Below are 24,266 nucleotides of genomic sequence, written 5' to 3' on the forward strand. Positions count from 1 at the left end.
CCTTCTGGGGGAAGGCAGTGTGGATCAGTACCGCCAACGGTCCCATGCCAAGCTCAGGAACAGTCCCCGGCGAGGCTCAAGATCACAGAAAGTTTGCAGGGGCGAAAAGCACCCACAACGCGGCGACGCCTGCGCCCGGGAGGGTGCAGGCGTCGCCGGACAAACCGAATACTTAGTCGGCGATGTAGAAAAGCCGCTTGTTCACGAACTCATCCATGCCCAGCGGTCCGAGCTCACGGCCGTAGCCTGAACGCTTGACGCCGCCGAAGGGAATGTCAGCTCCCTCTCCGACGCCGTTGACGTTGGCCATGCCAACCTGGAGCTGCTGTGCCACCTTGCGGGCGCGCTCTTCGTCGGTGGAGAACACCGCTCCGCCCAGGCCGTAGTCGGAGTCGTTGGCGAGCCGGACAGCTTCCTCATCGCTGCCTACCTTGTACACCACGGCTACCGGACCGAAGAGCTCTTCGCGGTACGCACGCATTTCAGGAGTAATGCCGGTCAGGACCGCCGGTGCCAGGTAAGCGGCCGGCCCGTCCTGCAGGGTGCCGCCGGCGTGCAGGGTCGCACCCTTGTCCACGGCGTCCTTGATCTGCTCTGCGAGTCCCTCGGCAGCAGTGCGGGAGGAGAGGGGGGCGTACGTTCCCTCAGCTGCTTCCGCCGGGTTCCCGGGCTTGAGGTCCTTGGCCAGGCTGGTCAGTTCGGCGACGAAGTCGTCATAGATGTCCTCGGCGACGATCATGCGCTTGTTGGAGTTGCAGGCCTGGCCGGTGTTCTCCAGGCGAGTGGCCCAGGCGTTGGCCGCCGCTTCCTTCACATCGTCGGTGTCCAGCACAACGTACGGGTCCGAGCCCCCGAGCTCCAGCACAACCTTCTTGAGGTTCTTGCCCGCCAGCTCGCCGATGATGGCGCCGGCACGCTCGGATCCGGTCAGCGAAACACCCTGGATGCGGGGATCGGCGATGATGTCCGCAATCTGGTCATGGCTGGCGAAGACATTTTGGTACACGCCTGCCGGCACGCCGGCGTCGTCCATGATCTTCTGGATGGCCAGCGCCGACTTGGGGCAGGACTCCGCATGCTTGAGGATGATCGTGTTGCCCAGCATCAGGTTGGGTGCCGCAAAACGGGCAACCTGGTAGTAGGGGTAGTTCCACGGCATGATGCCGAGCAGCGGGCCAACCGGCAGCTTCTGGATAACGGCCCGGCCTGCGCCGATTGCCTTGATCTCCTGGTCGGCGGCCAGCGACGGTCCTTCGGTGGCGAAGTAGTTGAAGATGTCGGTGCAGTACTCGGCTTCGCCTGCCGATTCCGGCAGCGGCTTGCCCATTTCTTCGGTGATGATGGCAGCGAGTTCGTCCATGCGCTCGGTGAAGAGCTCCGCAACGCGGCTCACGATCCGGCTGCGTTCCTCAATGGGAACTTCCCGCCAGGACTCGAAAGCTGCCTGCGACGCTGCAAGCGCATCCTGGATCTCGGCGTCGGTGGCCAGCGGGAATTCTTCTCCCGGTTCACCGGTGGCGGGGTTCACTACCCGGTAGGACCTGGCCGTTGTCTTGGAAGTGGTGCTCACGTCCGTACTCCTTACGCATTTATGTGGGTTATGTCATCATGCCGCGAAACGCCCTCCCGGGTAAACAAAATGCCTGATGGTGACGCGAACCGGGGGATCAGCGGCCCTCATTGCCGCTGCTGCGGTTTTCCCGGCCGGCTTCTGGTTCCCCGGGCACGCCAGGCGTAGACCGCAACCGTGCCCAGCGCCGCTCCCAGCCCGTTGGCCATAACGTCGTGCGGCGTGGCGTACCGCTCGGGCAGCAGCAGGGCCTGCGCTGCCTCTATGCCCGCAGAAAGACAAAGACCGGCGACGGCGGCAAGCCAGCTCCAGCGCGGGCTCAGCCAGGCGGCGAGCAGCAGTCCGGCCGGAAGGAACAGCGCCACGTTGGCAGCCGCCTCTACGAGCGTGTAGCCGACCCATCCCGGAGCACCCAGGGAGTGCAGCAGTCCAAGCGCCTGGTCCAGGTAGCCGCGCATGCCCCGGTCAACGGGCTGGGGCCAGAAGACAATGCATGCCAGCAGAGCCGCATACGCCGCCAGACCAAGCGCCAATAGCGGCCGGTGACGGGGTTTACGGCCCGCTGGAGCTGCCTGCATATTCACTGGGTCCTCGTCATGTGGAGCGCCCCCCCGCGGGCGAAATCGGCTGAAAGTGCGGGTGCCTGAACTGGATTGCGCAGATTTTGCGGCCCCGTTGCGGGGCTCTTGAGCATTGTTGCAAGGTTTTCCAAACCCTGTGCCGGGACCGTCCGGTTTCTTGAGAATCGGATAGCAGATTAGCCATGTCGGCGGGAACAGTTCCCGCCCGGAACACAACTCTTTAGGGGAACCGAATGAACAAGATGGCTAAAGGCGCACTGGCAACCGGCGTAGGCGTGGCACTGCTTCTCGGCGGCGGCGGAACGCTCGCGATCTGGAACGACACCGCCAACGCCACCACCGGGTCGATCGTGGCCGGCAACCTGGACCTCACGTCCGGTGCCGCCGTCTGGAAGAAGGCCGACGGAACCGTCATCCCCGACATCTCCAGCTACAAGGTGGTCCCGGGTGAGGTGCTGAAGTTCGAGCAGCCCCTGACCATCAAGCTCACCGGCGACCAGCTCAAGGCCACCCTGGCACCGGAGTTCGCCGGAACGTCGAACGGCTTCTTCAGCCAGCTGAGCTACAACTACAACATCACGCAGGCCGGCACCGAGCTCAAGGGCCGCGACCTCACCTCCGCCAACAACGGTGCAGCCACGGTTACCGCGACCGTCACCTTCAACCAGGCCGCAGGCAACAACACCCAGAACGCGGCCCAGGACCTTTCCAAGATCATCTACAAGCTGGACCAGGTCGTCCGCTAAGTACCGCTTCATCCGTTCATTCGGGCCGTGCGCGGCAGCACGCCGCGCACGGCACCCCCTCCAAACTTCAGCACCGTCGGAAAGCAGGGCATGGCAATGAGAGCAGCACTGAAAGGAACAGGGCTTGTGCTCTGCGCCGTGCTGCTGGGGCTCATGACCGTTCAGGGCACCTACGCCCTGTGGAGTGCTGCTGCACCGGCAGCGGCCGGAAGCCTCCAGGCCGCGTCCTTCAACGTCGAGATGGATGGCGGCACCGGCGTCGTCATGATGCGCCAGCCTGACGGCAGCCAGGGCACCGTTGGCCTGGCGACCGCTCCGCTCGGGCCGGTGAACGCCGGCCAGTCGGTGTACGCCGGCGTCAAGCTGACCAACCTCACCGATGCCGGTGGAACGTTCACGCTGGCAGCGGCTGCCGGCCAGCCGGTGGTTGGCGGCAGCCTGGCGCCCCTGCTGGCAGTCGAACAGCGCGCCGTCAGCGGCGCGGACCTTGCCGCCTGTTCCAACCCGGCTCTTTTCACGGGCACTGCTGCCCGGACCCTCGAGCTCCCGAAGAGCGCCTCAGGCGTCCTTTGCTTTCGAGTAACGCTCTCAGCGGAGGCAAACGCAGAGGGCCAGACTTCCACCATTTCGATTCCGCTCACCGTCGAACAAAAAGGATAGTGACTTCCATGTCAACAGGCCGCAGCAATCCCTCTCCGGCGCTCCGGGCACTGAAGTTCACCGGCTCAGCCCTGAGCTTGGTGGCCATGTGCGCTGCCGCGCTGGCCGCCCTGGTCCTGATCGTTATTCCCCTGGTGACCGGATCGCAGACCTACACCGTGCTGACCAGCTCCATGGCACCGAATTACGCACCCGGCACCTTCCTCGTCGTGAAGCCGATCCCGGCAGACGAGCTCAAGACCGGTGACGTCATCACCTACCAGATCGAGTCCGGGGATCCCACGGTCATCACCCACCGGATCATCGGCATCTCCGCGGGCCAGAACGGCGAGCGGCTGTTCACAACCCAGGGAGACAACAACGACCTGGCCGATGAAGCTGCCGTCCAGGAAGCCCAGATCCGCGGCAAGCTCTCCTACGCCGTGCCGTACGTAGGATTCGTGGCGAACGGGCTCGGCAGCAGTGACCGCGGTGAGATCGCCCAGTGGGCTGCTGTTGGCCTGCTCGGCTACGGAATCGTCCTGCTGGTCCGCGGCACCCTTGAAGCCAGGCGCAAGTCTCCGGAACCGGAAGTGGACGCGGTGGTCCTGGAGCTTCCCGTCCGCGAAGACACCGGCCTCCACTCGCGCTCCGGCGAATCCCGCACTGATGCCTTCAGCGACGACCCGGTCCTGCACGACTGCGACCACTGCGACCACGCTGTTTCAGGGTTCCATTCGGCCCGCGCCCCCAAGAGCGTGGCAGTCTGATGATGCCCCTCCGCCGGCCCCATGCGCCCCGCGGTGCCAGGGCCGGCCTGGCGCTCCTGGGAGCGGGGGTGTTCGCTGCCATGTCGCTGGCAGCCGCCCCCGCTGCCCACGCGGACGCCGACTCCCTCCAGGTCAGCTTCGACGGCTCCCGCTTCACTGGCTCCGCCAGCCAGCCGGTCTTTCCTGAGGGACTGCACCTGGTTCCCGGCAGCTCGCAGACCGGAGCCCTGTGGGTGCGGAACAATTCAGCCGAACCGGCTTATCTGTCCCTGGCAGTGGCCGGGCGCGGAATCGGTCCAGAGCTTGCCGGTTACCTTGAATTCCGTTCCCGGTATGGTGCAGGCGCTGAATCCGCTGCCTTGCCCGGCAGCGTCGCCTGCAGCGACCTTGGAACGCCCGTGCTGCTCGAAGCCGGAGCAGCACGCCGGGTAGATCTCAGCACAGGCCTGGTCCTGGAAGCCCCGAACTCCACCATGAACCAGCGGGGGTCCTTCGACATCCTCCTGCTGCTGGACTCGGCCGGCGGACGTTCGGCCTGCCAGTCCGCTGAGGCTCCGGACAACCAGGTTCCGGCCCCCGGCGGGCAGGACGGCGGGAGCAACACCGGTGGATCCGGAAACGCCGTGCAGGACACGCCCGGAGCTGCCGCCGCACTCGCTGTCCCCGGAACCGGGGGAGCGGCGGCTCCGCTGAATGCCGTACCCGTGTCCGGAGGGGCGGGCGCGGGACCGGCAGGCCTAGCCAAGGCTTCCGGTACCCCTGACCTTCCGCCGCGGATCGCACCGGCGTCGTTCATCGAAAGCACCGTGGAGCCAATCATCCGCACCTGGCAGGGTACGTTGATGGTGTTGCTGGCAGCCGCCTTCTTCGCGGCCGCTGCTGCACGGATACGCATAACCCGAAGGACGCAATGAAGGAGAACGAGCAGGTGGGCCAGCCACGGAAGAAGAACGCGCTGCAGCGTTTCCGGCAGCTTCCCGGATCCCGGGTCGCTGCCGCAGCCTTCGCGGTAACCGTTGTGCTGGGACTGGGCGCACCGGCTGCATGGGCCCTTTGGAGCCAGCAGGGCACCGCAGCGATTACGGTAACCGCCGGCAAACCGGTGCCGTCCGTTCCTGCACCGCAGCCCACACCCACGCAGCCGTCCACTCCGCCCGGGACCATCGTCAACCAGGCAGATCCCGTGTTCGCGGCTCGCCCCGGAAAACTGTCCCCCGGCACCTGCACGGCAGCCACCGGGAATCTGCGCACGGACACGACCTTCACCTGGGCCGGGTCAGGACCGGTAACGCACTACGTGATTTCCGTGACCTCGACGAACGCCGCCTACCCGTACGCCCAGACACAGACTGTTCCGGCTGCCAGCGCCACGTTCCGGTTCGACCGCTCGGCCGTCGACCAGTACGGTAAGCCCGTCTCGAACCCGACGCCGTACTACACGGACTACCGTGTTCGCGTCATGCCCATGAACGGATCGGTAGCCGGTGACCCGCTCTACTGGACGTACAAGTACGAGCACTACAACGTCACCAACTGCTACTGGGCGGATCCGCACGCCGCGGCGGCACCCAACGCTGCGCCCCTGGGCAAGATCAATCCCCTCACATGCACACTCCCGGAGCTTGTGCGGGGCAGGGACGGATACGCCGATCTGGTGCTGAACTGGGCGGTTTCCTCCGGCGCAGCGAGCTATGACGTGACGATCCGTGCAGCCAACGGACGCTACGGTGCGCAGGCCAACCAGGCAGCAGCCCAGACCCGGTTCCGGACCAGCCTCACCCAGCCCGGCGGATCCACCCAGCACTTTGGCCAGTACTCGGTGCGGGTGCAGCCCATGAACGGAACAACGGCCGGAGACCCGGTGTACCTGACCTACCAGCTCGGGGCCAACAGCCACGAATGCTGGGCTACCGGAAACGAGCTGCGCGGCTGAGGGCCGGCCGCTGCCGGGGGATACCTGACCGGCAGCGGAGGGCTAGCGTCCCTGCTGCCCGTCCTCCTGCTGGAACACATCGGGGATGCCGTCATTGTCTGCATCGACCCGCTCGGCCTTCTCCAGGACGGCATAGTGCCGGTTGCGGATGGTCAGCAGGATTGATGCCAGGACAGCGGCGAGCACGGATGCGGTCAGGATGGCAATCTTGGCATCTTCATGGTGCGCCGAACCCAGACCGAAGCTGAGGTCGTTCACCAGCAGGGACACGGTGAAGCCGATACCGGCAAGGATGCCGATGCCGGTCAGGTCCACCCATTTCACGGACCTGTCCAGGGTCGCCTTGGTGAAGAAGGTCAGCACCCACGTGGTCAGCAGCACGCCGATCGGCTTGCCCAGCACCAGGGCGGCGACAATGCCGACGGCCACCGGATCGGTCAGTGCCCGGCCCAGGCCGTCAAGCCCGCCGAAAGCGACGCCGGCAGAGAAGAACGCGAACAGCGGAACGGCAAAACCGGTGGAGATGGGACGGAAGCGGTGCTCGAAGATCTCCGCCAGGCCGGGCTTGTCCTCACTGTGCGGCAGTGTTCCGCCGGACGGGTCGCGGCGCAGCACCGGAACGGCAAAGCCAAGCAGCACGCCGGCCACTGTGGCATGCACTCCCGAGGCGTGCATGAGGATCCAGACGGCGACGGCGAGGGGCGCCAGGAACACCCAGAACGGCCAGCGCCGGGCACCGAAGAACCGCTGCCCGCGCTGGACCAGCAGCGTGAAGGCCGCCAGCGGAATCAGCGTCAGGCCCAGCATCAGCGGGTTCACGTCTTCGGAGTAGAAGAGCGCGATGATGGTGATCGCAATGAGATCGTCCACCACCGCCAGGGTCAGCAGGAAGATGCGCAGTGCCGTAGGCAGGTGCGAACTGATGACAGCCAGTACCGCCAGTGCGAAGGCGATGTCGGTCGCCGTCGGAATGGCCCAGCCGCGGATGCCGTCGGACCCGGTGGCCAGCTGCACGCCAACGAAGATCAGGGCAGGAATGATGACGCCGCCAAAGGCCGCCGCCACGGGCACGATCGCCTTGCTGATCTGCCGCAGGTCGCCGGCAACGAACTCCTTCTTGAGCTCCAGGCCCACCAGGAAGAAGAAGATCGCCAGCAGCCCGTCAGCGGCCCAGGCGCCGACGCTCAGGTCCAGGTGCCAGGGCTCGTAGCCGAAGCTGAAGTCACGGATCGCGAAGTAGCTTTCCGACGCCGGTGAGTTGGCCCAGATGAGCGCGGCCACGGTGGCGATCAGCAGCAGCACGCCGCCGACGGTCTCCTTGCGCAGGATCTCCCCAATGCGCAGGTGCTCGCGGTAACTGGAGCGCCCGAAAAAGACCTTGGTGCCGCCCGACGGCTGGGAATTTGGCTCGTGTGAGGCCATGAACGAAGGCTCCTAAAAGGTAAGCGGGTACGGAAGATTTGCTGCCGACCAGACTTCCCGGCTCACCGTCCCCTATTTTACCGAGGCTGCGGCCCCGGGGCAGGGACACAGCAGCACAAAAGGCTAGCCGAGCAGGCCCCGCACGCCGATTACGGCGGTGGCCAGCGCGAAGATGATCGCCGTGCTGATCATCATGAGGTTGGTGGTCAGAAAACGGGTGGGCGCCCCGCTGGCATCACGTGCCTGCGGGTCCTTCAGGACTCGCTTGAGGAACACGGGCCAGACCATGATCGACCACAGGCCGGAGATCAGCAGAACGAAGGCAAGCGGGGTGGAAAGCTCCAAGTGAATACTCCTGGTAGGGCGCGGCTGCTAGTTGTTTTCGATCCACTTGCCGGCCTGGGCAGCCTGGATGGTCAGGGCCTTGCCGATCATCGGCTCGGCGGCCTTGGCGATCTTGTCCCCCAGGAAGGGGATGGAGGAGCTGACGGTTCCTTCTACGTCTACACGGGTGCCTTCGGCCAGGACAACCAGCCGCTGCACAGCGCTGACCTTCAGCGGCACGCCGCCCACGGACAGGTCAACGGAAGCGGTGCGGGAGCCGTCAGCGGCCGGGGCGTCCCACGCTTCCTTCTGCGTCACGGTCAGGGAGGACCCCACGAGCTTCTTTGCCATGTCCGGAAGGCGGTCCGTAGGCAGCTGGCGCACGGCAGTGAGGGTGAAGGGACCGGAGGTATCGCCGTCGACCGTCAGGGAAACCAGGGAACCGCCCACGTGTTCGCTGATGCTGCGGACGAATCCTTCGTCAGTGAAGGTCTTGGTCAGCGCGGCGGCGTCGTAAGGCAGGGTGGTGGAAGCAGACAGGGCCATGGGGTCCTCCGGTAGGAAATGTGCGGCAGGCCCGGCTTTTCAGCACCTGGCCCGCCAAACATCCTAGTCGCTTTCCCCGGGGAGCCCCCAAAGCGGCCGGTCCCGTCCGGCTCAGGGGATGCGTACGCACCCCACGATCTCCATGTCCGTGTTCTGCAGCACGATCGAGTTGCCGGATGCGTTGTCCGGCACCAGGAACGGCACCGTGACGGTGGCGGCTGCCGAACCGTCGGATGCGGTGGTGAAGTCCAGCACCACGGTGGCGTTCGGGTTGTCCCCGCTGCCTTCGTGGACGTACTCCGGCCCCAGGTCCCCGGGATTCTCGGCGCACGGACCCTCGTGCAGGATGCCCTGGTACGTGGCGCTGGCCGGGAAGTCCTGCCCCTGCATGTCCACGGTGGTGTCCATGTCCGTTTCAGAGATGGTCAGCTCCACTTCGGTACCCTCCGGGATCAGGGACTCCGTGTCTTCGGTGGGGTACGACGTCGCAATGGCGTTCTCGCACCACGGCCCGAAGCTGCCCTCGATGACTCCGCCGTCCAGCGGCGTCGGCGACGTGTCCGGGCACCGGTCGGCGGCGACGGTGCGGCCCGGTCCGGCGGCCTGGCAGGACGACGACGTCGCCTCGGGTCCGGATTCGCAGTCGCTGGGCAGGGTGGACGACGCCGCCGGGGACGTGGCGTTGTTTGCTGTGTCCTCCTGGTTCCCGGCGTTGGAGCAGGCTGTGAAGAACAGCGAAACCGCAGTCAGTGCCGTGAGCAGGAACAGGGTTTTGCTGGTGAGTCCCGGTGAACGTCCCATGGGGCAGGCCTCCGATGCGCTGGGATGAGGCGGTTCCAGTGATGCACGTGCTATCCCAGCGTGGCAGCAGGGGCGGGGAAAAGCCACAGTCCGTGCCCTCACGCAGGCGGGAAACCTAGCCGAATCCGCAGGATTTGGAAAGGGGGCCGAAGGATATTGGGCGCGGTTCCTCGGGCGCTCTGTTAGGACGCCGAAATCCCCACTAGCGTCGCGGCACGGCTTGTGCCACGGGGGCGGCGCGCAGCAGGCCATTCATTCACTCGCACTCTTAGTAGGGGAACGATGAAACTCAGTAAATCCATGCGCGGGGCTGGCCTGGCCGCCACCGTTGTCCTCACGCTTTCAGCCGGCGCACCGGCAGCGTTTTCCGCAGAACTGAACTCGGGCGGGAAGGGAAACCAGGGTTCGCAGCAGGGCCCGGGCAAGAACCAGGGAAAGCCGGGGAACGGCCACGGCAAACCGGACAAACCGGGGAAACCCGGGCACGGTCCCGGAAAACCGGGCCATGGTCCCGGCAAACCCGGGAAGGATGATTCAGAGAAGCTGCGGGACAAGGTGACCGTAGAGGGCGTCTATTCCCATCTGAAAGCCCTCCAGCGTGCGGCCGACCAGAACGGCGGAAACCGTGCGGCCGGAACACCGGGATACGAAGCCACAGCGCAGTATGTGGAGGGACAGCTGCGAAAGGCCGGCTACGAGCCGTTCCGCCAGCCCTTCACCTACGAACAGTTCGTCCTCAACGGAGACGCACTGGAGCAGGTCTCGCCGAATCCGGCGGCCTACACTGCCGGGGAGGACTATCTCACCATGAGCTATTCCGGCCCCGGGGATGTCACCGGCGAAGTTACCGCCGTGGACATCAACCTGAGCGGCGACCGCGCCAACACCTCCGGCTGTGAAGCCGGGGACTTCGCGGACTTCACTGCCGGGAACATCGCCCTCCTGCAGCGCGGTACCTGCCCCTTCGGAGACAAGGTGGCCAACGCCGCCGCCGCCGGGGCATCCGGCGCGATCGTCTTCAACCAGGGCAACGAGGTGCCGGGTGATGACCGCTTTGGACTCGTCAACGGCACGCTCGGGGACAGCCTCTCGCAGATTCCCGCCGTCGGCGTCACCTTCGAGCTCGGCGAGGAGCTGGCCGGAACGGCCGGTGCCGCACTCCGTCTGGCGGTTGACTCCACGGTTCAGGAAACCGAGACGTTCAATGTCATCGCGGATACACCCAAGGGCGACCCGACCCGCCAGATCGTGGTTGGTGCGCACCTCGACTCCGTATCCGAAGGACCAGGCATCAACGACAACGGCAGCGGAACCGCGGCCATCCTGGAGACTGCCGTCCAGCTGGGCAAGACCGGCAAGTTCAAGCTGGAGAACCAGGTGCGGTTTGCCTTCTGGGGCGCCGAGGAAGACGGACTCCTGGGTTCGGCACACTACGTCGAGCAGCTGGACGAGCAGGCCATCGCCAACACCCTGCTCAACCTGAACTTCGACATGCTCGGTTCAACGAACTTCGTCCGGTTTGTCTATGACGGCGACGGAGACGCCTTCGGCTCAACGGGTCCGACCGGCTCCGACGTCATTGAAGGTGTCTTTGAGGACTACTTCGCATCCCAGGGACTGGCAACGGCTCCCACGGAGTTCGACGGCCGCTCGGACTACCAGGCGTTCATCAACAACGGCATTCCGGCCGGCGGCCTGTTCACCGGTGCCGAAGGCCTGAAGACGGACGAGGAAGCTGCGCTGTTCGGCGGAACCGCAGGGGAGTCCTACGACCCCTGCTACCACGCGGCGTGCGACGACCTGGGCAACATCAGCAAGCAGGTACTCGGCGAAATGTCCGACGCCGTGGCCCACACCACGCTGACCTTCGCCCAGTCGGACGCGGATATCCGCGGCGGTGCAGGCGTGTCGGCACGGGCGCTGCCCTCGGCTCCGACAAGCTCCGGCCCCACCTACAAGGGCCACGAGGCCCTGCGCTAGCAGAACGCTCGCACCCACTAGGGAAGGCCGTCCGCAGGAAACTGCGGGCGGCCTTCCCCTTTGCCCGGTGCCATCGCGAGGGGCAGGAATTCGCCCTCAGCGGTATCCCCGCTTCCGGCAGGCGGGCAGCGGGTAGGCTGGAATTACCTACCCGGGGTTGATTGCCAGCTTCGGGTTCTTGCGTTGCCTGCCCTGAAGGAGATACCCCCGCAATGAGCCTGAACGGTCTGCGCGCCGCCCTCGCCGAGGACAAGTCCTACTCCCGCCTCAGGGCGCATGCCGCGCGGGTTCCGGCCAAGCGCAGCCAGGACCTGGAGATCGGCGCGCCGCAGGGAATGCGGGCCGCGCTGCTGGCGGAAATGGTGGACGGGCTGGCCGAAGCGCACGACGGCGCTGCTGGCAACACCGCCGGCGCACCGCCGGTGGTCCTGGCCGTTACCGCCACCGGGCGTGAAGCCGAGGACCTCGCCGCCGCACTGCGCAGCTACCTGCCGCTGGCCGGCATCGAGGAGTTCCCGTCCTGGGAGACCCTGCCGCACGAACGGCTCTCACCCCGCTCGGACACCGTAGGCCGGCGGCTCTCCGTCCTGCGCCGGCTGGCGCATCCGGAAAACGATCCCGTTCAAATCGTTGTCGCGCCGGTCCGCGCCGTCGTGCAGCCCCTGGTCAAAGGACTGGGCGACCTGCAGCCGGTGTCCCTGGCCGTAGGGGATGAACGCCCGTTCGACGCCGTCGTCAAGGCGCTCGCCGACGCCGCCTACGCCCGCGTGGACATGGTCTCCCACCGCGGAGAGTTCGCCGTGCGCGGCGGCATCCTGGACGTCTTTCCACCCACCGACGACCACCCCATCCGCATCGACTTCTTCGGCGACGAGGTGGACTCGATGCGCTGGTTCGCCGTCGCCGACCAGCGCACCCTCACCGGCGAGCACGTGGTCCACCCCAAGGAGCTCTACGCCCCGCCGTGCCGCGAACTGCTGATCACCCCGGACGTGATGAGCCGGGCTGCGAAGCTGCAGAGCCAGATGCCGGCCGCTGCGGACATGCTGGAGAAAATCGCCGGCGGGATCGCCGTCGAAGGCATGGAATCCCTGGCTCCGGTGCTGATGGAGGAAATGGTTCCGCTGATGAGCCAGCTCCCGGCCGGTTCCATCTCCGTGGTCATCGAACCCGAGAAGGTCCGCGCGCGTGCCCACGACCTCGAATCCACCAACGAGGAATTCCTCGCCGCCGCCTGGGCCACAGCGTCCGACGGCGGTGCGGCGCCGGTCGATCTCTCCGCCGGCCTCAGCGCGGACCTGGAAGCTGCCAGCTTCCGCTCCCTGACGGACACCCGCTCCGCGGCCCTGGCCAACGACGTCGCGTGGTGGGCCATCACCTCCTTCAACCCGGATGACGAAACCGTCCTGGACATCGACACGCTGACGATCAACGCCCGCGAACCCCGCGGTTACAAGGGCGACGTCGCGGAGATGATGGACTTCATCGGCTCCCGCATCAGGGACCAGTGGCGCCTCGTCGTCGTCACCGAGGGTCCCGGCCCGGCCTCCCGGCTGGCCGAACTGTTCCACGACAATGACATTCCCGCCGCCCGGGTGGAGTCCCTGGACTCCGCCCCGCAGCCGGGCATCATCGAGATCACCACCGCCAGCGCCGGACGCGGCTTCGTCTTCGACAACCTGAAGATGGGCCTGCTCACCGAGGCGGACCTGCTGGGCCGGGCCAGCACCTACTCCACCAAGGACATGCGCAAGATGCCCTCCCGGCGGCGCAACGCCGTCGACCCCCTGCAGCTGCAGGAAGGCGACTACGTGGTGCACGAGCAGCACGGTGTGGGCCGGTTCAAGGAACTGCTGCAGCGTGCCACCGGGGCCGGAGTGAACAAAACTGTCCGTGAGTATCTGGTGCTGGAGTACGCGCCGTCCAAGCGCGGGGCACCGGGGGACCGGCTGTTCGTGCCCACCGACCAGCTGGACCAGATCACCCGCTACGTGGGCGGGGAAACCCCGGTGCTGTCTAAGATGGGCGGCTCCGACTGGGCCAAGACCAAGTCCAAGGCGCGCAAGGCCGTCAAGGAAATCGCCGGGGAACTGATCCGGCTCTACTCCGCACGGATGGCGTCCAAGGGCCACGCCTTCGGGCAGGACACCCCGTGGCAGCGCGAGCTGGAAGAAGCGTTCCCGTACGTGGAGACCCCGGACCAGCTGACCACCATCAACGAGGTCAAGGCGGACATGGAACGCGAAGTTCCGATGGACCGCCTGGTCTCCGGCGACGTCGGCTACGGCAAGACCGAGATCGCGGTGCGCGCCGCGTTCAAGGCCGTGCAGGACGGCAAGCAGGTTGCGGTGCTGGTGCCGACGACGCTGCTCGCCCAGCAGCACCTGGAAACCTTCTCGGAACGCTTCTCCGGCTTCCCGGTCCGCGTCGCCACCCTCTCCCGCTTCCAGACGGCCAAGCAGGCCAAGGAAGTGATCGAGGGTGTGCTGAACGGGTCGGTGGACGTCATCATCGGTACGCACCGGCTGCTCTCGCAGGAGGTCCAGTTCAAGGACCTCGGCCTGGTGATCGTGGACGAGGAGCAGCGCTTCGGCGTCGAGCACAAGGAAGCGCTGAAGAAGCTGCGCACCAACGTGGACGTGCTGGCCATGAGCGCTACGCCGATTCCCCGAACCCTTGAAATGTCCCTGACCGGAATCCGGGAAACCTCCACGCTGGCCACCCCGCCGGAGGAACGGCACCCGGTCCTGACCTATGTCGGCCCGTACACAGACAAGCAGGCCTCGGCCGCGATCCGCCGCGAACTGATGCGCGAAGGCCAGGTGTTCTTCGTCCACAACCGGGTCTCCTCGATTGACCGGACCGCCGCGCACCTGCAGGAGCTGGTCCCGGAGGCCCGCATCGCCGTCGCGCACGGGCAGATGAGCGAGGCGAAGCTTGAGCAGATCATCGTGGACTTCTGGGAGAAGCGCTTCGACGTGCTGGTGTGCACCACCATCATCGAAACCGGCCTGGACATCTCCAACGCCAACACCCTGATCGTGGACCGGGCAGACCACTTCGGCCTCTCCCAGCTGCACCAGCTGCGCGGACGTGTGGGCCGCGGACGGGAGCGGGCCTACGCGTACTTCCTGTACCCGTCGGAGAAACCGCTGGGCGAGGTGGCGCTGGAGCGGCTGAAGGCCGTCGCCGCGCACAACGAGCTCGGTGCCGGCATGCAGCTGGCCATGAAGGACCTCGAGATCCGCGGTGCCGGCAACCTGCTGGGCGGGGAACAGTCCGGGCACATCGCCGGCGTCGGCTTTGACCTGTACATCCGGCTGGTCGGCGAGGCAGTGGCGGACTTCCGCGGCGAGGCCGAGGAGAAGGCCGCCGAGATGAAGATCGAGCTGCCGGTCAACGCGCACCTGCCGCACGACTACGTGCCGGGGGAGCGGCTGCGGCTTGAGGCCTACCGGAAGCTGGCTTCGGCGCTGACGAACGAGGCGATCGACGAAGTCCTTGCCGAGCTGGTGGACCGCTACGGCGAACCGCCGCAGGAGGTGAAGAACCTGATCGACGTCGCCCGGTTCCGGGTGGACGCCCGCTCTGCCGGACTGACGGACGTCGCGCTGCAGGGCAACTTCATCAAGTTCTCCCCGGGCGACCTGCCCGAATCCCGGACCATGCGCCTGCAGCGGATGTACCCGGGCTCGCAGGTGAAGCCGGCGCTGAACGCGATCCTGATTCCCAAGCCGAAGACGGCGAAGATCGGCGGCCGGGACCTGCAGGACGCCGAGATGCTGCAGTGGGCGCACCAGGTGCTGGACGCGATCTTCAAGGAGTAGGCGCTGGACCCAAAAAAGCGTGCCTCCTTCGGGAGGGGGATCAGGCCGAAGGAGGCACGCAGCTTGTTGTGCCGGACAGCCCAAAGGGCCCCCGGCAAAGGAGGCCCCAGGGGAACACCGGCAGGCCGGCTAGGAGTCGAACCCCATGCCGACGGCGTCCATGAGCTTCAGCCACGGACCGCGCTTACCCTGCCGGCGGTCCGAGCGGACCATGGCAGCGGTAGTGATCTTCACGCCGAGCCACGCAACAGGCTCGGGCGGGAAGGGCAGCGGCAGCTTGCGGACCAGTTCCAGGGAGGTGCGCCGGGTCTTGGCACCGGAGAGCAGGTCCAGCAGCACGTTGGCAGCGAACCGGCTGGCACCTACGCCCAGGCCGGTGAACCCGGCAGCGTAGGCTACCCGTCCGCCGTAGGCCTTCATGAAGAAGGAGAAGAACCGGCTGCAGGTATCGATTGCTCCACCCCACTTGTGGGTGAAGCGGATGCCCTCGAGCTGTGGAAAGGTCGCGAGGAAATGCGCGGCCAGGCGCCGGAAGGATTCCTCGCTCTGGTCGTATTCCGGCTTCATGCTGCGTCCGTAGTGGTAAGGCGCGTCGTAGCCGCCAAAGAGAATCCGGTTGTCCTCGGTGAGGCGGTAGTAGTGGAACCGGTTTGAGACGTCGTCCAGGCCCTGGCGCCGCGACCAGCCGATCGATTCGAGCTGCTCCTCGGTCAGCGGCTCGGTCATCAGCGCGTAGTCGTAAACCGGCACAGTGTGCAGCCGCGCGCGGCGCAGCAGCGACGGGAACACGTTGGTCGCCAGGGCCACCTTCGCCGCCGACACGCTGCCGCCGTCGGTCTCCACCTCGACGCCGTTGCCCGACTTGGCCAGCGAACGCACCGGGGAGTGCTCGAAGATCTGCACGCCGAGTTCCAGGCAGGCGCGCTTCAGGCCCCATGCGAGCCGCGCCGGATCGACCAGGGCGCTGCCCTTCTTGTTCCAGGCCCCGGCCAGATACAGGGGGGACTTCACTTCGGCCTGGACCTTGTCCCGGTCGAAGAACTCCGTCCCGTCGTGCCGGGCTTCCTCCTGCAGCCACTCAACCTGGTGCGGTTCGGTGGCCAGGGCCAGGGTGCCGTTCCACTCGAACCCGCAGTCGATTCCGTAGCGGTCGATGGTTTCGGCGAATTCGGCCAGGTTCTCGTCGCCCATGTCCTTGAGCAGGTCCACCTCCTTGGGCAGGTGCTTGACCCCGTTGCTGTAGCCGTGGGTCAGGCTGGCGGAGACGAACCCGCCGTTGCGGCCCGACGCCGCCCAGCCCACCTCCTGCCCCTCCAGCAGGACCACGGAAGCGGACGGGTTGCGTTCCTTGGCCAGCAGCGCGGTCCAGAGCCCGGTGTACCCGCCGCCGACCACCACGAGGTCAGCGGCCATGGGTGCTGCCAGCGGAGGCAGCGGAGCGGGGCGTTCGGGGCGGTCCAGCCAGTAGGGGGCGGGGGAGGCAGCGGAAAGGGCTGCGGTGACGGCGGCGGCCGGGATGCGCTGCTCGGCGAGGTCGTAGGCGGTTGGGGTGGTGCGTGGCACGGTATCTGCTTTCGATCGGTGGTGGTTCGCAGGGAGGGGCAGGGCGCCGCGGATCAGGCCGGGCGGTAGCCGGTGGTTTCCGGCGGCACCGCGTGGCGGATCATCAGGTGGCGGGTCACGGAGTAGTCCAGCAGCGGTTCAATGCTCATGTCCTTGCCGAAACCGGACCCTTTCACTCCGCCGTGCGGAGCCTCCGAGGCCAGCGGCAGGTGGTCATTGATCCAAGTGACACCCACTTCCAGCTGGTGGCTGACCCGGATGGCACGCCCGACGTCGGCGGTCCAGACTGAGGACGCCAGACCGTACGCGCTGTCATTGGCCAGGGCGACGGCGTCGTCCTCCGTGTCGAATGGCAGGGCCACCAGCACCGGGCCAAAGATCTCGCCCTGCACCAGTTCCGAGGACTGCCCTGCGCCAACCACAAGGGTGGGCGGGAAGTAGAAGCCGGGTCCTTCCAGCGGTGAGCCGCCTTCCAGCGCCTGGGCGCCGGCGTCGACCGCCCGCTGCACGAACCCGGCAACCTTTTCCCGGTGTGCTGCGGAGATCAGCGGGCCGATGTGCGTGGCCGGATCGTGCGGATCGCCGATATTGATGCCCTTAAGTTCCGCGCGCAGGGCGGCAACGGCGTCGTCGAAAATGCTGCGGTGGATGTACACGCGGGTGGCCGCGGTGCAGTCCTGCCCGGTGTTGTAGGTGGCGCCCAGGGCGACGGCTCGCGCCATCTGGGCTACGTCCGCGTCGGCGAAGACCAGCGCCGGGGCTTTGCCGCCCAGTTCCAGGTGCACCCGCTTGACGTCCTTGACCGCGCCCTGCATGACGGCGCGTCCAGTGGCCGTGGAACCGGTGACCGAAACCATGTCCACTCCCCGGTGTCCGGCCAGGGCGGAGCCGATGTCCCCGCCGCCGGTGACCACGTTCAGCACGCCGGCGGGCAGGCCTGCCGAGGCAGCCAGCTCGGCCAGCCGCAGCGTTGAACCGGGTGTCAGGGGAGCAGGCTTGAGGATCACGGTGTTGCCGGCGGCCAGCGCGGGGCCGGCCTTCCACAGCGCCATGATCAGCGGGAAGTTCCACGGCGTAATGCCTGCAACCACACCCACCGGGCGGCGGACCATCATGGAGGTGTAGCCGTCGGAGAACACACCTGCTCCGGTGCCGTCTACGGACCGGGCCGCGCCCGCGAAGAACCGCAGGTTGTCCGCGCCGAACGGGATCTCGCCGTCCAGCACTGTGGTCCAGGGCTTGCCGCCCTCGGTGACCTCACGCTCGGTGAGCGCCTCGGCGTCCTCCTCCAGCGCGTCAGCCAGCTTCAGCAGCACGCGGGCACGCTGTCCCGGGGTCTGCGCAGCCCAGCCCGCCGCGGCGTCGCGGGCAGCCGCAACGGCGGAGTCGACGTCGTCCACGGTGGACGCGGTGAGAGTGCCCGAGACTTCGCCGGTGGCGGGGTTGATGAGCTCCTGCACTTCGCCGTTGGAAGTGCGGTAGTCGTTGGAGATGAAAGTTCCGGATGCCATGGTGGTTCCTTGCATTGGTATCGATGTGGAGATTTGGTGCGTTTGGGCTGGAGCTAGTGTGCTGCGGCGACCTGTTCCAGTGCGGTCGCTGCGGCGGACAGGCCGTCGACGGCGCGGATCCGTTCTCCGGCTGCCTGGCAGCGGGCCTGGAGGTCCGCGTCGTTCAGCAGTTCAGCGATGGAGCCCAGCAGTTCTTCGGGTGAGCAGGTGTAGGTGTCCAGCCGCCGGCCGTAGCCGGATTCGTGGACACGCTGGGCGTTGTCGTACTGGTCCCAGAACAGCGGCAGCAGGATCATCGGCTTGCCGAAGTGCAGCGCCTCGGTGGTGGTGTTGTTGCCGCCGTGCGTGATGACCAGGTCCACCTCCGGAATAATGCGGGTCTGCGGGAGGAACTCGCAGCCCCACATGTTCTCCGCCAGGGTGATCTCCTCCGCGCGCGGGCCCTTGGAGACGATGAAGTTGTACTCGCGGGCGGTGCCGAGGATGTCCACGGTGCGCTGCATCAGTTCGACGTCGGCGCCGCCCAGGGAGCCCAGGCTGAAGTAGATCAGCGGCTTGGTGCCGTCGGTGAAGTGCCCGGGAAGTTCGACGGCGGATTCGGTCTCCCGCACGGCGGAGTCCACGCGGGTCCAGCTGGAATCCAGCGGGCGGCGGGCGGTGTAGTCCAGTTCCTCGGGGTAGACGTAGATGTTGTGCACTCCGCTGTGAATGAACTCCATCCGAGGCAGTTCCGGAGCGCCCTGTTCCTGGACCCAGGCGTTGAAGTCTTCCCAGAGATCCTTGTGCGTCCGTTCGTACTCCGCCCGGTACTCCTGCCAGCCGGTCTCATCGTCCTGGCCCAGCCCGGAGTAGGCCGGGGCGATCCCCGGGCCGGGAACTTCCAGCGGGTTGCAGGAGACGATCCGCACGAACGGCTTGCCTGCGGTGACCAGGGCAGGAAATGCCACCACGTTGTCCTCGATGATTACATCGGGATTTACTTTGGCAATTATGCGGCGCAATTCGGGCTCGCAGTATTTTGCCCCTTCAATTGCGCCTTCCCAGATCGGCCGGATAACTGTTTCAGCCTGCTCCAGGGTGGATTTCCGGAATTCGGGCGAGATGGCCTTGATGTATTCCTTCCAGAAGTCGCCGGCCTGCGCTTCGCCGTTGTCTTCCGCTGGGGGTGCGAAGTCGACCAGCGCCTCCTCGAAGCCCAGCGGAGCGAGTTTGCCCTGCCAGGACGACTCGGCGGCGAAGACCACCCGGTGCCCGCGCTTCAGGAGTTCGTTGCCGATTCCAATGCAGTTATTGGTAGGCCCGTAGGCGCTTTCCGGCATGAAAAGAAAAGTGCGTGAATTTGTCAATGGTGCCTCCTGAAATCGGTGGGTGATGCAAATTACTTATTCGAAATGCGGCTATTTTGGCGGACGTGCCCTATTGTGGTGACTCAGTCCATTCGAGGAAGGTTTTACATGGCACGCCCGAAGAACCAGACCGCACGCCGCAGCGAAATCGTGGCGGCCGCGCAGCGGGCGGTGGCGAAGCACGGTCCGGACGGGGCGAGGCTGAACCGCGTTGCCGAGGAAGCCGGGCTGACCAGCGGGGCGGTGCTGTACTACTACCCGAACATCGATGACCTGATGCTTGAGGCGAACCGGGAAGCCATGGAGCGCTTCTACGAACAGCGGGTGCAGATGCTCGCCTCGCTGCCTGATGATCCGGCCGCACGGCTGCTGGCCCTGATCCGCTCCGGACTGCCTTCCGGCCCCGACGACGCGCAGGTGGCCATGCTCTGTGCCCTGGGTGGATCGGCCGGCAACAATCCGGTGACCGCCACGCTGCTGACCTCGCTGTATGAGCGTCAGGTGGGCATGTACCTGGTGGTCCTGGAGCAGGGCGCCGCCCGCGGGATGTTTGCCCTGGCGCAGGATCCGCTGACCGTGGCCCGGAACCTGGTGGCCCTGGAAGATGCCTATGGCTACCGGATCATTGCCCGCCACCCCAGCATCGACGCAGAAGCGGCGGCGGAGCTGATCGCGGACTACGCGCGCATCGCAACTTCTCACGGGCTGACCGTTTCCTGAGCGGCACCGCGTGGGGAGGCCGCGCGGTCATCTTCCACGGCCACGGTCCGTGCCGCGTCGATGACCAGGCCAACCTGCGAGCCGCGCTGCGGAACCTGCACTGCCCGGACATTGCACGTAAACGGTGAGGCAAGGCCGGGCACCTGCACCGACACGGTGGAGGTGCCGCCCAGGAAGAACGTGTCCACTACGGTGCCCTCCAGCGTGCCCGCTCCGGCCGGTGCCAGGGTGACGTCCTCCGGACGCACGACGGCGGTGGCTGCGGTTCCGGCGGGCAGCGTGTGGTCTGCGGGAAGCACCAGTCCGGTTTCCAGGGCGATGCCGCCGGCGACGGCGGTGCCGTCCAGCACGTTGGCGGTGCCGATGAAGTCGGCCACGAACCGGGTGCGCGGAGCAGCGTAAAGCGCCACCGGGGTGTCCACCTGCTCCAGCCGGCCGGCGTTGAGCACCGCCACCCGGTCCGCCATGGACATGGCTTCTTCCTGGTCGTGGGTCACCACGACAAACGTCATGCCCGCTTCATGCTGCAGGCGCTTGAGCTCCAGCTGCATTTCGGCGCGGACCTTGCGGTCCAGGGCAGAGAGCGGCTCATCCAGCAGCAGCAGGCGGGGGCGCTTCACGATGGCGCGGGCCAGGGCAACCCGCTGGCGCTGGCCGCCGGAGAGCTGTCCGGGGCGGCGCCTGGCGAACCGGGTCAGTCCGATGGTCTCCAGCGCTTCGCCGACGCGGCGGCGCACCTCGGCCTTGCCTGCTCCTTCGGCCTCCAGGCCGTAGGCCACGTTCTTCTCCACGCTCAGGTGCGGGAAGAGGGCGTAGGACTGGAACATCATGTTCACCGGCCGGCGGTGGGCCGGCAGCCGGGTGAGGGGTTCGCCGTCGAGCAGGATCTCTCCTTCGGCGGGAGTCTCGAAACCGGCGATGGAGCGCAGCAGGGTGCTCTTGCCGCAGCCGGAGGGACCCAGCAGCGCGAAGAACTCGTTGCCGGCGATGTCCAGGTCGATGCCGTGCAGTGCCTGGACGGCGCCGTAGCTGTGGCTGAGGGAGCGCAGCTGCAGCAGCGGCTGGTCCGCGGAAACGGTGTTCGGTCCGGTGGTCATAGTGAATCCGCAATCTTGGTCAGGCGCTGCGTGCCCAGGACCGCCAGGACGGTCAGGCCCAGCAGCATGGTGGCGAGTGCATTGATTTCGGGGGAGACGCCGAAGCGCACCATCGAGTAGATGTTGATGGGCAGGGTGGAGACGGCAGGACTGGTGGTGAAGAACGCGATGACGAATTCGTCCAGGGAGAGGGTGAACGCCAGCAGTCCGCCGGAGATGATGGCCGGTCCGAGCTGCGGAACGGTCACTTTCAGCAGGGTCCGGGCGGGGGAGGCACCCAGGTCACGCGAAGCTTCCTCCAGGGACGGGTCAACCTGTGCCAGCCGGGCCAGGACAATCGCGGTCACGAAGGCCATCGCGAACACGGTGTGGGCCAGGATCACGGAGAGCAGGCCCAGGGTGAAGTTCAGCAGGGTGAACAAGCTCAGCAGGCCGATGGCCAGCAGCAGGTCCGGGAGCATGGCCGGGGCAATGGCAATCGCCCGGATCAGCCCGCCCCTGGTGTAGCGGTGGATTCCGACGGCGGTCAGGGTGCCCAGCACGGTGGCCAGGGCTGCTGCGGCCGCGGCCACGATCAGGGTGTTGCCCAGGGACGCGAGGATCTCCGGCGAGCGGAAGACCTCCGCGTACCACTTCAGCGAGAACCCGGACCAGGAGAACAGGTTGGAGGAGGCGTTGAAGGACATGGCGGTGACCACGAGGATGGGCAGGTAGAGGAACCCGATGGCTGCCCAGAACGGCACCCTCAGGTGCCAGCCGCTGCCGGGCCGCGCGCCGCGGCGTCGTACATTCTTCACTCCGGCCGGGCGGGGAGACGCGGAGGTGCCGGATGTGGCTGCGGTGGTGCTCATGCGTCCGCCTTCCGTGAGGTCTTGCCTTCGCTGACGGCACGCGACGCGCGCTGCTGGAGCACCAGGAGGAGCACCAGGAACGCGGTCATGACCAGTGCCAGCGCGGCGCCGAAGGGCCAGTCCCGGGCCTTGAGGAACTGGTCGCGGATGAGGTTGCCGATCAGCACCGTCTTACCGCCGCCGATCAGCTCCGGAATGATGAAGTTGCCCATCGCGGGCACAAACACGAAGATGCAGCCGGTCAATGCGCCGGGGGCGGAGAGCGGCAGGGTCACGGTGCGGAAAACCCGGAAGGGGGAGGAACCGAGGTTGGTGGCGGCTTCGGTCAGCTGCGGATCCTGGGAGGAAAGGGACGCGTAGAGCGGCAGGATCATCAGCGGCAGGTACATGTAGACCAGTCCGACGACGACGGCCGGTTCGGTGTACAGCATGGCGACCGGTTCGGTGGTGATGCCCAGCCACTGCAGGCCCTGGTTGATCCATCCGGCGTTGTTCAGCAGCAGGATCCAGGCGTACGTGCGGATCAGGAAGTTGGTCCAGAACGGCAGCAGCACGGCAATCAGTGCCAGGGTCCGCCAGCGCTTGGGCAACCGGGAAATGAACAGGGCGGCGGGGTAGCCGATCAGCAGGGTGATACCTGTGGCGGCACCGGCAATGACGATGGACTTCAGCACCACGCCCAGGTACAGCGGATCTGCCAGGCGGATGAAGTTGTCCAGCGTGAAGTTGTATTCGACGCCGCCGAACCGGCCGCGCTCAAAAAAGGCATACACGGTGACCAGCGCCACCGGGAGGACCGCCAGCACAAAGAGGACCAGAACGCCGGGGCCGAGGATGGGAAGCCCGGTCAGCCTCCGGCGCCAGGCGGCGCCGGAGGCTGCGGAGCGGAGAGCAGGCACGGGAAGCTACTTCGCGGAGATTTCCGTGGCGAGACGGGTGTACTCGGTGCTGTAGTCACCCAGGTCGACAATGACTTCCTGCTCTGCCAGTTCGGCGGGAGTCATGGCCAGGTTCGGATAGGTGGCCAGCAGCTCCGGATCCAGTGCCTCCATGGCCGCCTTGTTCGGGACCTTGTAGAGGATGTTCTCGGCAGCCCAGGAGTGGACCTCGGGTTCCAGCACGTAGTTGAGGAACGCCATGGCGGCCTCCTTGTTCTGCGAGGACTTCAGCACCGTCATGGTGTCCACCCAGAGGTCGCTGCCTTCTTCGGGAACGGTGAACTTGATGTTCGGATCCTCGGTGATGCCGTAGTTGCACCAGCCGTCCCAGGCCTCGGTCAGCACGGCTTCACCGGTCACGAGCTTGGAGTAGAAGGTGGTGTCATCAAAGGAAAGCAGGGTGGGCTTGGTGGCGGTGAGCTGTTCCTTCACGGCAGCCAGCTCATCCGGGTTCTCGGAGTTCACCGAGTAGCCCAGGGCCTTCAGCGCCGGCAGTGCCATCCAGCGTTCGGTGGAGAGCATGGTGGTCTTGCCGGCAACCTCTGCGGACGGCTCAAGGAGATCCTTCCAGGACGTGGGCTCTGCCGGCAGGAGGTCCGAGCGGTAGCACAGCCCGGTGGTTCCCCACGCGTAGGGAAGGGAGAAGGTGTTGCCGTCGTCGTAAGCCATTTCCATGGCCTCCGGGTACAGGTTCTCGATGTTGGGCATCAGGGAATGATCGAGCTCCTGGAGCATTCCGCCTTCATTGAGGGCCTGGGCGTACTGACCGGATACGAAGGCCACGTCAATGCCGGAGTCGCCGCCGGCGGTCAGCTTGGCCATGATCTCTTCGTTCGTGGCGTGATGCACGATCTGGACGGGAACGCCCGTCTCCGCTTCGAAGGTCTCGGCCAGGTCTTCGGGGTAGTAGTCGGCCCAGATGCCGACTACGAGCTTCTGCTGGCTGATGTCGGCTTCGGGGTTCAGGTCCGCAGACCCGCTTCCTCCGCCGCAAGCTGACAGGGCAAGGACCGCTGTTGCCACTACGGCGGCAGTCCGTGTAATGCGCTGGAAACTCACGATGGCTCCTACTCAGGCGCTTGTGTCTTGGATCACACCCGG

Annotated in this window: 21 protein-coding genes; 8 read left to right on the plus strand and 13 right to left on the minus strand. The window is 66.4% G+C overall.

Translation table 11 applies throughout. From position 1 onward, the window contains the following. Nucleotides 1-172: 172 nt before the first annotated feature. Complete coding sequence (locus NGB94_RS12545; RefSeq protein ID WP_325790983.1) at nt 173-1,570, minus strand: NAD-dependent succinate-semialdehyde dehydrogenase; 1,398 nt, start codon at nt 1,568-1,570, stop codon at nt 173-175. Nucleotides 1,571-1,677: 107 nt separating this feature from the next. Further along, entirely contained in the window at nt 1,678-2,103 is a 426-nt protein-coding gene (locus NGB94_RS12550) for a VanZ family protein (RefSeq protein ID WP_325790985.1), read from the minus strand. 281 nt (nt 2,104-2,384) lie between these two features. On the opposite strand from NGB94_RS12550, the gene NGB94_RS12555 reads away from it, so the two are divergent. The 5 genes from NGB94_RS12555 (at nt 2,385) to NGB94_RS12575 (ending at nt 6,239) form a co-directional block, all read left to right on the plus strand. Next, on the plus strand, nt 2,385-2,897 hold the full coding sequence (locus tag NGB94_RS12555) for an alternate-type signal peptide domain-containing protein (RefSeq protein ID WP_325790986.1): 513 nt from the start codon (nt 2,385-2,387) through the stop codon (nt 2,895-2,897). Between the two features lie 96 nt (nt 2,898-2,993). Continuing rightward, nucleotides 2,994-3,557 carry a hypothetical protein gene (locus tag NGB94_RS12560; protein ID WP_325790987.1) on the plus strand — a complete coding sequence of 188 codons (564 nt, stop codon included), beginning with the start codon at nt 2,994-2,996 and terminating at the stop codon, nt 3,555-3,557. An 8-nt stretch (nt 3,558-3,565) separates the two neighbouring features. Then, nucleotides 3,566-4,306, plus strand: a complete 741-nt coding sequence (locus NGB94_RS12565; RefSeq protein WP_325790988.1) for a signal peptidase I — start codon at nt 3,566-3,568, stop codon at nt 4,304-4,306. Beyond that, entirely contained in the window at nt 4,306-5,220 is a 915-nt protein-coding gene (locus NGB94_RS12570; protein WP_325790989.1) for a hypothetical protein, read from the plus strand. Before NGB94_RS12565 ends, NGB94_RS12570 begins: the two co-directional genes overlap by 1 nt. Next, on the plus strand, nt 5,217-6,239 hold the full coding sequence (locus NGB94_RS12575; protein WP_325790990.1) for a hypothetical protein: 1,023 nt from the start codon (nt 5,217-5,219) through the stop codon (nt 6,237-6,239). The genes NGB94_RS12570 and NGB94_RS12575 overlap by 4 nt, the downstream gene beginning before the upstream one ends. Nucleotides 6,240-6,281: 42 nt before the next feature. Here the strand turns inward: NGB94_RS12575 and nhaA are convergent, their stop codons facing one another. From nhaA to NGB94_RS12595, 4 genes are all read right to left on the minus strand, one after another. Further along, nucleotides 6,282-7,661 carry a Na+/H+ antiporter NhaA gene (gene nhaA, locus NGB94_RS12580; protein WP_325790991.1) on the minus strand — a complete coding sequence of 460 codons (1,380 nt, stop codon included), beginning with the start codon at nt 7,659-7,661 and terminating at the stop codon, nt 6,282-6,284. 123 nt (nt 7,662-7,784) lie between these two features. Next, nucleotides 7,785-8,006, minus strand: coding sequence for an SCO4848 family membrane protein (locus tag NGB94_RS12585; protein WP_325790993.1), 222 nt, complete (start codon nt 8,004-8,006; stop codon nt 7,785-7,787). 27 nt (nt 8,007-8,033) lie between these two features. Further along, on the minus strand, nt 8,034-8,531 hold the full coding sequence (locus NGB94_RS12590) for a DUF2505 domain-containing protein (RefSeq protein WP_325790994.1): 498 nt from the start codon (nt 8,529-8,531) through the stop codon (nt 8,034-8,036). A gap of 111 nt (nt 8,532-8,642) precedes the next feature. After that, complete coding sequence (locus NGB94_RS12595; protein WP_325790996.1) at nt 8,643-9,332, minus strand: hypothetical protein; 690 nt, start codon at nt 9,330-9,332, stop codon at nt 8,643-8,645. A gap of 282 nt (nt 9,333-9,614) precedes the next feature. Between NGB94_RS12595 and NGB94_RS12600 the strand changes: the two genes are divergently transcribed. Then, nucleotides 9,615-11,312: a M28 family metallopeptidase gene (locus NGB94_RS12600; protein ID WP_325790997.1), complete on the plus strand. Its 1,698-nt coding sequence runs from the start codon at nt 9,615-9,617 to the stop codon at nt 11,310-11,312. A 212-nt stretch (nt 11,313-11,524) separates the two neighbouring features. After that, entirely contained in the window at nt 11,525-15,139 is a 3,615-nt protein-coding gene (gene mfd / locus NGB94_RS12605; protein WP_325790998.1) for a transcription-repair coupling factor, read from the plus strand. Nucleotides 15,140-15,268: 129 nt separating this feature from the next. Here the strand turns inward: mfd and NGB94_RS12610 are convergent, their stop codons facing one another. From NGB94_RS12610 to NGB94_RS12620, 3 genes are read right to left on the minus strand one after another with little or no spacing between them, the layout of a single operon-like run. Then, nucleotides 15,269-16,702, minus strand: a complete 1,434-nt coding sequence (locus tag NGB94_RS12610) for an FAD-dependent oxidoreductase (protein WP_325790999.1) — start codon at nt 16,700-16,702, stop codon at nt 15,269-15,271. A gap of 53 nt (nt 16,703-16,755) precedes the next feature. Continuing rightward, nucleotides 16,756-18,213, minus strand: a complete 1,458-nt coding sequence (locus NGB94_RS12615; protein ID WP_325791000.1) for an aminobutyraldehyde dehydrogenase — start codon at nt 18,211-18,213, stop codon at nt 16,756-16,758. A 53-nt stretch (nt 18,214-18,266) separates the two neighbouring features. Continuing rightward, nucleotides 18,267-19,559, minus strand: a complete 1,293-nt coding sequence (locus NGB94_RS12620; protein WP_325791001.1) for a glycosyltransferase — start codon at nt 19,557-19,559, stop codon at nt 18,267-18,269. A 108-nt stretch (nt 19,560-19,667) separates the two neighbouring features. Between NGB94_RS12620 and NGB94_RS12625 the strand changes: the two genes are divergently transcribed. Next, the gene (locus NGB94_RS12625; RefSeq protein WP_325791002.1) at nt 19,668-20,279 is read left to right on the plus strand and encodes a TetR/AcrR family transcriptional regulator; all 612 of its coding nucleotides are present in this window, start codon (nt 19,668-19,670) and stop codon (nt 20,277-20,279) included. Here NGB94_RS12625 and NGB94_RS12630 read toward each other — a convergent pair. The 4 genes from NGB94_RS12630 to NGB94_RS12645 are packed head-to-tail and all read right to left on the minus strand — an operon-like array spanning nt 20,258 to nt 24,224. After that, the gene (locus NGB94_RS12630; RefSeq protein ID WP_325791003.1) at nt 20,258-21,376 is read right to left on the minus strand and encodes an ABC transporter ATP-binding protein; all 1,119 of its coding nucleotides are present in this window, start codon (nt 21,374-21,376) and stop codon (nt 20,258-20,260) included. The genes NGB94_RS12625 and NGB94_RS12630 overlap by 22 nt on opposite strands. Continuing rightward, on the minus strand, nt 21,373-22,227 hold the full coding sequence (locus tag NGB94_RS12635; protein WP_325791004.1) for an ABC transporter permease: 855 nt from the start codon (nt 22,225-22,227) through the stop codon (nt 21,373-21,375). Before NGB94_RS12635 ends, NGB94_RS12630 begins: the two co-directional genes overlap by 4 nt. After that, nucleotides 22,224-23,126: an ABC transporter permease gene (locus NGB94_RS12640; RefSeq protein WP_325791005.1), complete on the minus strand. Its 903-nt coding sequence runs from the start codon at nt 23,124-23,126 to the stop codon at nt 22,224-22,226. The genes NGB94_RS12635 and NGB94_RS12640 overlap by 4 nt, the downstream gene beginning before the upstream one ends. 6 nt (nt 23,127-23,132) lie before the next feature. Further along, nucleotides 23,133-24,224, minus strand: coding sequence for a spermidine/putrescine ABC transporter substrate-binding protein (locus tag NGB94_RS12645; RefSeq protein WP_325791006.1), 1,092 nt, complete (start codon nt 24,222-24,224; stop codon nt 23,133-23,135). Nucleotides 24,225-24,266 lie beyond the last annotated feature (42 nt).

This window comes from Arthrobacter koreensis, from assembly GCF_035792275.1.
In the GTDB taxonomy this organism is placed as follows: Bacteria; Actinomycetota; Actinomycetes; order Actinomycetales; family Micrococcaceae; genus Arthrobacter_B; species Arthrobacter_B koreensis_A.